General features: G+C 65.7%; 9 protein-coding genes and 1 pseudogene. 5 read left to right on the plus strand and 5 right to left on the minus strand.

Going from position 1 to position 12,052, the window contains the following annotated elements:
- The first annotated feature begins 66 nt into the window (after window positions 1–66).
- Complete coding sequence (locus tag WS96_RS08065) at window positions 67–840, plus strand: FadR/GntR family transcriptional regulator (RefSeq protein WP_059831725.1); 774 nt, start codon at window positions 67–69, stop codon at window positions 838–840.
- A 182-nt stretch (window positions 841–1,022) separates the two neighbouring features.
- Window positions 1,023–2,168 carry an alpha-hydroxy acid oxidase gene (locus WS96_RS08070; RefSeq protein WP_059831727.1) on the plus strand — a complete coding sequence of 382 codons (1,146 nt, stop codon included), beginning with the start codon at window positions 1,023–1,025 and terminating at the stop codon, window positions 2,166–2,168.
- Between the two features lie 47 nt (window positions 2,169–2,215).
- Here the strand turns inward: WS96_RS08070 and WS96_RS08075 are convergent, their stop codons facing one another.
- From WS96_RS08075 to WS96_RS08095, 5 genes are all read right to left on the minus strand, one after another.
- Window positions 2,216–3,457 (minus strand): NAD(P)/FAD-dependent oxidoreductase, encoded by a 1,242-nt coding sequence (locus tag WS96_RS08075; RefSeq protein WP_059831729.1) that lies wholly within the window; start codon window positions 3,455–3,457, stop codon window positions 2,216–2,218.
- 118 nt (window positions 3,458–3,575) lie between these two features.
- Window positions 3,576–4,916 carry an amidase family protein gene (locus WS96_RS08080; RefSeq protein WP_059832119.1) on the minus strand — a complete coding sequence of 447 codons (1,341 nt, stop codon included), beginning with the start codon at window positions 4,914–4,916 and terminating at the stop codon, window positions 3,576–3,578.
- A 14-nt stretch (window positions 4,917–4,930) separates the two neighbouring features.
- Complete coding sequence (locus WS96_RS08085) at window positions 4,931–6,271, minus strand: MFS transporter (protein WP_082720213.1); 1,341 nt, start codon at window positions 6,269–6,271, stop codon at window positions 4,931–4,933.
- A gap of 72 nt (window positions 6,272–6,343) precedes the next feature.
- Window positions 6,344–7,780, minus strand: coding sequence for an N-acyl-D-amino-acid deacylase family protein (locus tag WS96_RS08090; protein ID WP_059831731.1), 1,437 nt, complete (start codon window positions 7,778–7,780; stop codon window positions 6,344–6,346).
- 218 nt (window positions 7,781–7,998) lie between these two features.
- Window positions 7,999–8,886, minus strand: coding sequence for a LysR family transcriptional regulator (locus WS96_RS08095; RefSeq protein WP_059831732.1), 888 nt, complete (start codon window positions 8,884–8,886; stop codon window positions 7,999–8,001).
- Window positions 8,887–9,905: 1,019 nt separating this feature from the next.
- Here WS96_RS08095 and WS96_RS33595 point away from each other — a divergent pair.
- From WS96_RS33595 to WS96_RS34865, 3 genes and pseudogenes are all read left to right on the plus strand, one after another.
- On the plus strand, window positions 9,906–10,811 hold the full coding sequence (locus WS96_RS33595) for a hypothetical protein (protein WP_156443605.1): 906 nt from the start codon (window positions 9,906–9,908) through the stop codon (window positions 10,809–10,811).
- A gap of 32 nt (window positions 10,812–10,843) precedes the next feature.
- Window positions 10,844–11,059, plus strand: coding sequence for a hypothetical protein (locus tag WS96_RS32010; RefSeq protein WP_257127963.1), 216 nt, complete (start codon window positions 10,844–10,846; stop codon window positions 11,057–11,059).
- A 251-nt stretch (window positions 11,060–11,310) separates the two neighbouring features.
- Window positions 11,311–11,436, plus strand: a pseudogene (locus WS96_RS34865) (hemagglutinin repeat-containing protein); the annotation flags it as partial.
- Window positions 11,437–12,052: the final 616 nt, after the last annotated feature.

Here is a 12,052-nt window from a genome sequence, read left to right on the forward strand (position 1 = left end):
ATAGGCGCGAACGCTCCGACGATTCGTCGGGCCGTCCGGAACGAAACCGATTACCAGCGTCAACGTATGTCCATCCAGCCGATTCAGAACCGCCGCCTCTACCAGCAGATCGCCGACAAGCTCAGTGCGATGATCGAGTCCGGCGATTTCCCGCCGGGCAGCTATCTGCCGCCCGAGCGCGAACTCGCCGAGCGGTTCGGCGTGTCGCGCACGTCGGTGCGCGAGGCGCTGATCGCGCTCGAAGTGAACGGGCTCGTCAGCGTGCGCGTCGGCGACGGCGTGAAGGTGCGTCATCCCGAAACGACCGCCGCGCCCGAACCCGCGTCGGCGCCCGATGCGACGGTGACGGTCGCGCCGTTCTCGATCGTCGAGATCGATCCGGAGCTCGGCATCGCGCTCGATCTCGACACGGAAATCCCGCCGTTCGCGCTGCTGCAGGCGCGCCGGCTGATCGAGCCGGAAGCGGCGTCGCTGGCCGCGCAGCACGGCTCGGACGCGCAGATCGAAGGCATTCACGAAGCGTTCCTGCGCAATCAGGACGACAACCGCAGCGGCTCGCTCACGCACCCGGGCGACCGGCTGTTCCATATCCGCATCGCGGAAGCGAGCGACAATCCGGCGTATGCGCTGATGATCAAGCAGTTGCTCGCGCACAAGTACGACCCGATGTTCCAGCGGCTGCAGTCGCTGTACATGCCCAACGACATGCCGCACCGGTCGGAGCGCGAGCATCGCGCGATCCTCGACGCGATCCGCGCGCGCGACCCCGACGCCGCGCGCCGCGCGATGGCCGAGCATCTCGACGAAGTGATCCGCATCTTCGGCCGCGCGCTCGACTGAGCGTGCGCGTCGATTCCCTGCAGGTTCGGAAGCGGCGGACGCGATGCGCCCCCTTCCGGCTGCCGACGCGGCCTCCGTTCCGCACGAGGACGCCGGCCGCCGGGACCGAAAGAACGCTGCGATGCGAGCGCCGCGCGCCGGCCCACCGGCACGCCGCTCGCGCGCCGAATGGAGTGTGACGAATGCGCGTGAACGATTGCCACAATTTCCACGACTTCCGCGAGTTGGCCAGGCGGCGGTTGCCGGGGCCGATCTTCAATTACATCGACGGCGCGGCCGACGATGAAACCACGTATCGACGCAACACGCGCGCGTTCGAGCGCTGCGATCTGGTGCCGAACGTGTTGCGCGGCGTGCGCGATGTCGATCTGTCGGTGACGGTCATGGGGCAGAAGCTCGGCATGCCGGTTTATTGTTCGCCGACGGCGCTGCAACGCCTGTTTCATCACGACGGCGAGCGCGCGGTGGCCGCCGCGGCCGCGAAGTTCGACACGATGTTCGGGGTGTCGTCGCTCGGCACCGTGAGCCTGGAAGAAGCCCGTGCGATCAGCCAGGGCCCGCAGGTGTACCAGTTCTACTTTCACAAGGATCGCGGCCTCAACCGCGAGATGATGAACCGCTCGCGGCAGGCCGGCGTGAACGTGATGATGCTGACCGTGGACAGCATCACCGGCGGCAATCGCGAGCGCGACAAGCGCACCGGCTTCTCGATTCCGTTCCGGCTGACGCTCGCGGGGCTGACCGAGTTCGCGTTGAAGCCGGCCTGGGCGTTCAACTATCTGACCCACGAGCGGTTCCGTTTGCCGCAACTCGACCGGCACGTCGACATGGGCGGTGGCGCGATGTCGATCAGCCGCTACTTCACGGACATGCTCGATCCGTCGATGTCATGGGACGACGTCGCCGCGATGGTGCGGGAGTGGAACGGACAGTTTTGCCTGAAAGGCGTGATGTCGGTCGATGACGCCCGCAGGGCCGTGGACATCGGCTGTACCGGCATCGTGTTGTCGAACCACGGCGGGCGGCAACTGGACGGCTCGCGCGCCGCGTTCGATCAGCTTGCCGAGATCGTCGATGCGGTGGGCGACCGGATCGACGTGATGATGGACGGCGGCGTGCAGCGGGGGTCGCACGTACTGAAAGCGCTGGCGCTGGGTGCGAAGGCGGTCGGCCTCGGGCGTTACTACCTGTTCCCGCTCGCCGCTGCTGGGCAGCCCGGCGTCGAGCGCGCGTTGCAGCTGATGCGCGCGGAGATCGAACGGGACATGCGGCTGATGGGCTGCGCGTCCGTTGCGCAGCTCGGGCGGAATCAGCTTCGCTTTCGCTGACGGCGGGCGCGACGCCGGTCGGGCCCGCGGGCCGGCCTGTATCGCGCTCAGAAGCGATCCGCGCGATACGGCGCCGGATCGGTGAACGGCGCCTCGCCGGTCATCATCTCGGCCAGCAGCCGGCCGGTGACGGGGCCGAGCGTCAACCCGTGATGGTTGTGCCCGAACGCGAACCACAGCCCGCGATGCGCGGGCGCGGGGCCGATCACCGGGCGCATGTCGGGCGTGCACGGCCGGAAGCCGAGCCACGGCTGCGGGTCGAGCCGCTCGCCGAACCCGAACACCGGCCGCGCGACGCGTTCCGCGCGCTCGAGCTGCACGCCCGTCGGCGGAAGCCCGCGCCGCGCGATCTCGACGCCCGTCGTCAGCCGCAGCCCGCGCCGCATCGGCGCGATCACGTAACCGTATTCGCGATCGACGATCGGCGCCGACGGCACGCCGCGCGCGGACGGCGCGTAGTGCATGTGATAGCCGCGCTTCTCGCGCAACGGGACCTTGTAGCCGAACTTGCCGAACACGGTATCGGACCACGGGCCGAGCGCGACGACGACGGCCGGCGCGGCCGCCGGGCCGTCGTCGGTCCGGACCTGCCAGCCGGGCGACAACGCGTCGAGGCTCGCGGCGTCGCCCGTCAGCAGCGTGCCGCCGCCTTGCACGAACAGTTGCGCATACGCTTTGACGAGCGCGGCCGGATCGACGACGCTTTTCGGGTCGAGCCAGTGCAGCGCGCCGCAAAAGCCCGGTGCGAGGCTCGGTTCGTGCGCGAGCAGCGCGGCCGCGTCGAGCGGCGTGATGCCGAGCCCGTGGCGGCGCGCGGTGAGGCCGGCCTCGGTCATGCCGCGTTCGAACGCGGCCGGCGTGCGGAACGCCTCCAGCCAGCCGCTCGCGCGGATCAGTTCGCCGGCGCCGGCCCGCGCGATCAGCGCGTCGTGTTCGACGATGCAGCGTTCGATCAGCGGCAGCATGTCGCGCGATGCCGCCGCATGGCGCAGCGGCGCCGATTCCCACCAGAACCGTGCGAGCCACGGCGCGAACGCGGGCAGCGACGCACTGTGCCAGTAGAGATCGGTCGAGCGATTCAGCGCATAGCGCATCAGCGTGAACGGGCTGCGCGGGAACGGATACGGTTCGACCGACGAGCGCTCGATCAGCCCTGCATTGCCGAAGCTCGTGCCTTCGCCGGGCGCGCCGCGATCGACGAGGGCAACCTTGCGGCCGCGATCCTGCAGGTGCAGCGCGGCGGAGACGCCGACGATGCCGGCGCCGAGAACGATGACGTCGAAATCCATCGATGGTGAGTGACGGTTGGCGGGGCGCCTGCCCGCGGTACGGTGCGCGCGCCCGGGTTGGAGAGTGTTCGAGCTGCAAGCATACTCGCCGCGGCGCGCGGCACCAAGGGGCGCGTCGCTAACGGAGCAGGTCGCGCCACGCGGCCGAAAGCCGACGCGCGGCGTCGAAGCACACCGCGTCGCCGCCGGGCGCACCGATCAACTGCACGCCGACCGGCAGTTCGCCCGATGCGAAGCACGGCGCGCTGACGACCGGCAGCCCCGCGAACGAGATCGGCTGGGTCAGCAGGCCGAGCATCTTCGCGGGTTCGAGCGCGACGCCGTTGACGTCGACGGTCGCGTCGGTGAAGCGCGGCGCCGCACAGGGCGTCGCGGCCGCGAGCAGCACGTCGTAGTGCGCGAACAGTGCTTCGATGCGCGCGCGCCAGGCGGCACGGCGGGCGAGCGCGTGACGATACGCGGCGTCGGACGTCGCGAGGCCGGCCGCGAGGCGCGACCGCAGGCGTTCGGAGACGAGCGCCGTCGAGGCGTCGAGCAATCCGCGATGGGCGCGCGCGAGCTCCACGTTCGAGATCACGAGCGCCGCTTCGCGCACGAGCGCGACTTCGTCGCTGGCGACGGGCACGGCATCGCTCGCCCGCAGGCAGGCCGCTGCACGCCGGACCGCGCGGCGCGCATCCGCATCGGCATGCGTTTCGAAATCGCCGGTCAGCACGGCGACGCGAAGCGCGGCGGCCGGATCGCGAGCCGGTTGCGCGCACGGTACATGTGCTTCGCACAGCGTGTCGTACAGCACCGCAAGATCGTCGATGTCGTTCGCGAACCCGCCGACGGTGTCGAGCGAGTCGGCATACGGCACGCAGCCGGCGCGCGACAGCCGCCCGTCGCCGGGGCGAAACCCCCACACGCCGCACAGCGCCGCCGGCGCGCGGATCGAGCCGTTGGTGTCGCTGCCGAGCGCAAGCGGCACGTATCCGGTGGCGACCGAGGCGGCCGAGCCGCTCGACGAGCCGCCCGTCATGCGCGTCGGGTCGGCCGGCAGATGCACCGCGCCATGGTGCGGATTCACGCCGGTGGCGCCGCACGCGAGTTCGTCCATCTGCGTCGCGCCGATGGGGACCGCGCCGGCCGCGCACAGTCGCGCAACGACCGGCGCATCGGCGGCGGCGGCCGGCAACGCGGCGCGCGCCGGCGAGCCAGCAACCGTCGTATGACCCGCCACGTCGATATTCCACTTCACGAGGAACGGCACGCCTGCCAGCGGGCCCGGGTCCCGCCCGTCCCGCACGAGGCGGTCGATGCGCCGCGCATCGCGCCGTGCCCGCGCGTCGAAGGTGAGTGCGCACGCGTTGATCGCGCTGTCGCGCGCGGCGATGTCGGCGAGCACGCGCTGTACGAGCGACTCCGCGCTCACCCGGCCGGTGCGCACCCCGGCCGCCAACGCCAGCGCGCTGCGCATCGACGGCGCCGCGCTCACGTGCGCACCATGAGCCGGCGCGGAATCGACAGGATCAGCGCGGCCGCGGCGAACAGCGTGAAGGCGAGCAGCGCGACGCCCAGCTCGGTGCTGCCTGTCAATCCGGTGGCATAGCCCATCAGCGTCGGGCCGACGAACCCGGCGACGGCCGCGCCGATGTTGACGAGCCCGGCGCCGCCCGCAGCCGCTTCTCCCGCGAGAATTCGCGACGGCAGGCTCCAGAACATCGCGAGCGTGCTCATGATGCCGGCCACGCCGGCGGTCAGGCACGCGACCGCGAGCACGGGATGCGCGCGCATGCCGAGGCTCGCGAGCAGCGCGACGCCGCCGATCGCGACCGGCAGCGCCGTATGCCAGCGTCGCTCGCCGGTGCGCACCGAATGCTGCGCGTTCGCGACCATCGCGACCGATGCGACCAGGTAGGGGATGGCGCTGATCAAGCCGGTTTCGAGGTTGCTCGGCGATCCGAGCGCCTTGATCATCGTCGGCATCCAGAACACGAGCCCATAGTTGCCGACGTTGTAGAGGAACGACGTCGCGAACAGCAGCCACAGGGTCGGCTCGCGCAGTGCGGCGCGGAGGTGGGTGCGCTTGCCGGCCGCTTCCCGAGCCATCTCCGCGTGAATCATCCGCTTTTCCGTATCGGTCAGCCAGGTTGCATCGTCGATCCGTTCCGTCACACGCACGAGCAGGTACAGGCCGAGCACGATGGCCGGCAGGCCTTCGATCACGAACATCCACTGCCAGCCGCGCAGCCCGAAGCCGCCGTGCGTGGCGTCCATGATCCAGCCCGACAGCGGCCCGCCGACGATCACGCCGAGCGGCATCGCGAGAAACAGGAAGGCCATGACCTTCGCGAGCCGGTGCGACGGAAACCACACGCTGAAGTAGGCGATCACGGCCGGAAAGAAGCTCGCTTCGGTCACGCCGAGCAGGAAGCGCAGCGCGTAGAAGCTCGCGGTGTCGCGGGTCGCGAGCGTGGCGACCGACACGACGCCCCACGTCAGCATCGAGCCGGCGAGACAGCGCTTCACGCCGATCCGCCGCACGAGCCAGCCGGCCGGCACCTGCAGCAGCAGGTAGCCGACGAAGAACAGGCCCGCGCCGACGCCGTAGGCCGCGTCCGTGAGATGCAGGTCCGTCACCATCTGCAGCTTCGCGAAGCCGACGTTGACGCGGTCGAGATAGCCGAAGAAATAGCAGACCAGGATCAGCGGAATGATGCGTCGGCTCAAGCGCGCATACAGCGCGTCGAGGCTGGGAGCGGCGGCTTCCGCGAGCGCGGGCGGGCCGGCTTGCATGCCGCGCGGCGTGGCGGCACCGTTGGGATTCGTCATGGTGACTCCGTGCAGTTGAACTCCGCGGCGGCTGTCGCGACACCGCGACCGCGCGCCGTCGATCGGCCGGTTCTAGATGCCGCGGCGCAGCGCCCGGCCGGGACGCGTGCCGGTGTGCCGGCCATGTTCGAGCACGGGCCGCCCGTTGACGAACACGTGCTTGATGCCTTCGGGGCGTAGCGTCGGGCTCGCGAACGTCGCGCGATCGATCACGCGGGCGGGGTCGAACACGACGAGATCGGCGTAATGGCCGACCGCGAGCCGTCCGCGCTCCGCGATGCCGAACTGCTCGGCGGTGAGGCCCGTCATCTTGCGCACGGCGGTTTCGAGCGGGAACAGGCCGCGCTCGCGGGAGAATTCGCCGAGCACGCGCGGGAACGTGCCCCACAAGCGCGGGTGCGGGCGCATGTCGTTGGGCAGGCCGTCGGAGCCGACCATCGTCAGTTCGTGACGGATGATGCGCTCGACATCCGCCTCGTCCATCACGAAGTAGATCGCGCCGGCGGGGCGCAGCGCGTCGATCGCGGCGTCGACGGAATCGCCGAACAGCGGCAGCAGTTCATGGAAGTCGCGGCCCGCGAGTTCGGGATGCGGCTTCGACCACGCGAGGATCACGCGCGACGACTGGCGGATGCGATCCGCGCGCAGCATCGTCGATGTAGCCGGATACGGATGGCAGTCGAGACACAGCGGTTGTCGCGTGCGCTGCGCGTCGACGTGCGCGAGCGTTTCGACCGAGCGGCCATGATTGGCCTTGCCGGCCACTTTGTGATGCGAGAGCACGACGCGCACGTCGAGCGCGCGCCCGATCGAGAACGCTTCGTCGAGCGACGCGATGATCGCGTCGGTCTCGTCGCGCAGGTGCGTCGCGAACACGCCGCCCGTCTCGCGCAGCGGCGCGCACACGTCGATCAGTTCGTCCGTCGTCGCGGCGGCGGCGGGTGGGTAGAAGGTGCCCGACGAGACGCCGAACGCACCGGCCGCCATCGCTTCGCGCACGTCGGCCGCCATCGCGGCGATTTCGGCCGCGTTGGCGGCGCGGTCGAGATCGGCCATGTGCCGCACGCGCAGCGTCGAGTGGCCGATCAGCGCCGCCGTATTGACGGCGGCGGGCGTTGCGTCGAGCGTGTCGAGATACGCGCGAAAAGTCGGGAAGCGGAACGACTGCCAGGCGCCCAGCAGGTCGAGCGGTTGCGGCACGTCGCGTTCGGCGAGCAGCGGCGCGAGACTGATGCCGCAATTGCCGGCGATCACCGTCGTGACGCCCTGGGCGACCTTCGGCTCGACGTCGGGATCGGTCAGCACGAATGCGTCGTCGTGCGTGTGGCTGTCGATGAAGCCCGGCGCGACGACGAGGCCGCTCGCATCGAGCGTGTGCGTGGCCGTCGCCTCGCCCAGCTCGCCGATGGCGGCGATGCGCTCGCCGGTCACGCCGAGATCGGCCTCGAAGCGTGCGGCTCCGGTGCCGTCGATCAATTCGCCGCGACGCAGGATCACGTCGAAATGCATGGTGGTTCCTCCAGAATTCGTCCGGAGCCGGCGCGCTACCCGTTTCCGTCGTTCATGTTCGCCGCCATCGTCCCCAGCCATTTTTCGGGTGTCCAATGCCGATCGGCTCGCGATTCATGCGAAACCGGCATCAATGCGCGTTTGCTGTGCCGCTGTGCCGCTGTGCCGCTGTGCCGCTGCGCCGCTGCGCCGCCGCGCCGCCGCGCCGCCGCGCGGCGCTACGCGAGCGATGCCTTCACAAGCGCATGGAGGTCGCTCGCGAAGCTGGACATCGAGATGGCGCGATGCCGCACGATGCCGACCGTGCGCTCGATGGTCGGGCTCGCGATCGGTACCGCGCGCACCGCTGGCGAGCCGTATGCCTGCAGCGCGCTCTCGGGCAGGATCGCGCAACCGACCCCGGCCGCTACCAATGCGGCAACGCACGAGATGTGCTCGACCTCGTAGAACCAGCGTGTTCGTACCGCTTCCTGACCCATCAGCATTTCGAGCAGCAGGCGATTACCGCTGTCCCGACCGCCGATGATCAGCTTCGCATGGCGCAGCTCCCCGAGCGTGACGGCGTCCGCGCGCGCCAGCGGATCGTCGTCGTGGGCTGCGAGCACGTAACGGTCGGTGAAGAGCGGTTCGAACAGGAGATCGGCGTCGTCGCCGGGATGCAGGCTCACGCCGAATTCGGCGATGCCCGCGCGCACCTGCGACAGCACGAAGTCGTGATTGCCGTCGAGAATCTGCACGGCGACGTGCGGATACTTCGCGGCGTAGCGACGCAGCACGTCGGGCAGCGCCTGTGCGACGACCGTCGGGATCGACGCGAGCCGCACCTTGCCGTAACGCTTTTGCGCGATGTCCTGGATCGACGACAGCATCATCCCGAGCTGCGCGATCTGCTCGCGCGCCATCGGCAGGAACTGGCGGCCGACGCCCGTCAACGTCACGCTGCGCGTGGTGCGCTGAAACAACTCGACGCCGAGCGTCTGCTCGAGCTTCTGGATGCGGCGCGACAGCCCGGGCTGGGTCAGGTTCAGCTTTTCCGCCGCGCGATGGAACGTGCCGAGCTCTGCGACGGCGACGAATGCTTCGAGTTCCGAGTTTTCGACTTTCATGACGCTGGGCGCTCCGTGTCCGATCCAGCGGCACGGAACGACGCGCCGCGATCAAGCGGCCATTGTCGTCGAAATCGCAGGGCGAGCCCGGCCGCGACGCCGACGATCGCGCATGGGGTGCTCAGGTAGACGGGAAAGCGGGTGAGGGAAGCGCCGTTCGCTGTGCGTCGAGCCGACCGTGGGCGACATCGGGCGCGAATATCCGTTGTAAATGAGCGACATGACGAAATGCGGACCGATCGTGCTCGATACATCGAGACATCGGATAAATCGATTTTTTTGTTTGTCAATTAAATAAAATTCAAGTGTTGGCCGCTCTTCATCGGGGACTTTCGTAAAACGTTGGTGAGTGACTGATCGAACTTATACTAAATGGAAATTCGATCGCGGTGTTATTCGTAATGAATTGTCTGAATGGTTGCGGTTCGATTTGTCATGTCCGATAGCTGAAATATGTGGGGCTGACTGATATTCGTGGTAGACAGGGCACGGGAAGAGTCGATGTCTCCATTCCGAAAGGTTTTCGAATCGTCAAGGTTGACGGTTGGGTGGTGGAAATCGAGCGAATGGATGCCGTGAAAACATCGAGCAAAGCGGTGAATTAAATCGAGATAAACGACGGGTGCGGCTCTTCGCGATTGATGACAATAAACCCACGAATCTTTCTATAGATTACGATGCGCCGGAGATCAATCATTACGCCGCCAACAAGTGAAGAGACGAGAAACTTCGGCAGCGTTAATTTCGGCGTTGGCGAGTGTTTCCGCATTAGCGCAAGGCGTTCTGCCGTCTGAAATTACGTCCGGCCCGCAAATCCAGCGTTTGCAACAGCAGCAACTGGAAGCCACCAGGGAGCTGAATCCGCGCCCGAACGTGCTGACGCCGACCGGGGAAGCGTCGTCGAAGGCCGGCGTCGCGAGCTTGCCACTCGATACCCCGTGTTTTCCGATCGAGGAAATCGCGCTGGAAGGCAATCCGTTCGGCTGGCTCGCCCGTTTGCTCCAGCCGATCGCAGGGCAATGCGTCGGCAAGACCGCACTCAAGCAGATTCAGGACGTCGCCAATATGCGAAAGCTAAGCAATATGCGAAGGACGTTGCGAAGGAGCTTCACATTAGTGTGCAGGAAGCTGAAGGCCGGATTGTGGCAGAGATGTTACGCAACTCGGACAAGCAGACGGCGGAGGCATCCGGTGGAAAGCACGATTACGAGATTCGTAGCATCGTGGGCTGTCAGAATTTGAACTGCTACGGTTACGGGAACGATCCGCAGTATGCGAATCATGATTACAACAGCCAGTACATCGTGCCGAACCAGGGGGAATATGACCTGGGGCAGCAGCAGTTGGGCCGTGGGCTGACGTATAACGATTACGTGGCGTCGAATATGAAAAAAGATCCGGTCGGAGCGACACTGGCTGGGGTGGGGATGATTGGGCTTGGGCTGGTTATGGGAGGTCCGCTTGCATCGGTGGGAATGATGAGTGCGGGTGGACTGCTCGGCTTGGGTGCGAATGGAGGTGTCCAACTGACGGGCAATCAGCCATTTGACTGGACAAGCTTTGCTTTGGCTGGCGCGACGGGTGCGGCTTCCACAGGGATGAAGTTTATTCCGGTGTTCACGATTGGTGTTGGCGGCGCATTGGCTGGCTCTGCACTGCAAGGCCAGAATCCAAATCCGGCGATGGGAGGTGCCGCAGTGGGGGCGGTGATTGGATATCCGCTTGGCGCCAAGATAGAGGGCAAGCTTGATGGAGCGTTGAATCCGTGGTATCGGCAGGAATGGCAGGAGATCGGTTTGGGTATATCGAAGTATGTTCCGCCGAGCATGCTTCCGTCATGGATTGGTGGTGCATTGGGTGGCGCAGCGCAAGAGAAGGTTGGCGCAGCTGCACAGAACAAGATTGATGGGGCGGTGAAGAAGTGAAACCAAGAACTAGATTTGAATGGTTCCGGTGGATGCACCTCGTACTGATTTGGCTGATCTCGATGGGGATCGGCATCACTATCATTGAACTCATTGCTGGTCCAGCAATGATCTGGCTGTTTAAAGACATTCCGTATCAATTACCGACGTGGAACCGTGCAGGCCGGATGGTCGCGTTTGTAGTTGCGTTCAGTTTGTTTGCAGGAACGGTGACGTGGTTCGCTGAAAAAAAGAGAACAGGAAGATAGTGTGAAAAACAGAGCCTTGCGGTTGCCGGGGCCTGTTTTTATACAAACTCCGCATGTTGTCGCTGATGCTGCTGCGCCAGTCGTTGGTGAGGAATTGTTGCTTGGCGTGGATGCGCTCGTAAATCCCCCGTTCGGTTGGGACGGGAGCGATTAGTGCGGGAATCAAACGCGGGGCGCAGTATTGGCAGGATGGCAAGATTAATCCCCCAATGTGGCGGGTGCGTTTGCGACGAGTATGGCGGGTACCTATAACGATCGTCAGCGGCGGGGACACCAATATCGTTGGTGCGAAAGTCAATGCGAACAAGGTTGTCGCGGATGTTGGTGGAAATTTGAAGCTCGAGTCGGTGCAGGATATGAGCAAGAGCGCGGCACATCTGGCGCATTGACAACGCTAGTTGCTCAAGAACCGACGGGCAAAAATGCAAGTTGGCCTACATAAAAAGCATATGTTTTCTAAAAATAATCCTGCATTCCGCCGTCCGACGGTCGGGCCTCGTCGCTCAGCGTGGCCTTATCGCTTCAGTGAACTGTTCTTCGGTGCGCTTGCGAAAGCGATGATGGTTCTTGTGCTACTAGCGGTTATTGCTCTCGAAGTTATCAGCGAGGGCGGGCGCGAGTGCAAGTGATCTTCCAGGTACACGCAAGGGGGGCGAAATCTAGTTCTCGTTGTTTTGCTGATCTTCGTGGTCGTCGCGGCAGGCATTTATCTATTCAGTCCTGGAACATGACTCTTTTCTCTGCCGCAGTTGATTAGCACGGCGGCCCCATGCACTGGAAATCGATCTGGCTCCCTACATAAGATCATATGAAGTTTTAGACGGCCGCGCATTCAAGCCGCTGATCGATCCGGAGGCGTTGGCACTGGTCAACGATGGACGCCACACTCGCCCAAATCATCGAAACAGCCCCAATTCCCCATACTTCCCACGATTTCTCCCGGGTGTATCCCACTGGTTGTCCACGCGACTTTCTACCTAAGATGAAGGAATC

Origin of the sequence: Burkholderia sp. MSMB1835 (genome assembly GCF_001526365.1) — a bacterium.
In the GTDB taxonomy this organism is placed as follows: domain Bacteria; phylum Pseudomonadota; class Gammaproteobacteria; order Burkholderiales; family Burkholderiaceae; genus Burkholderia.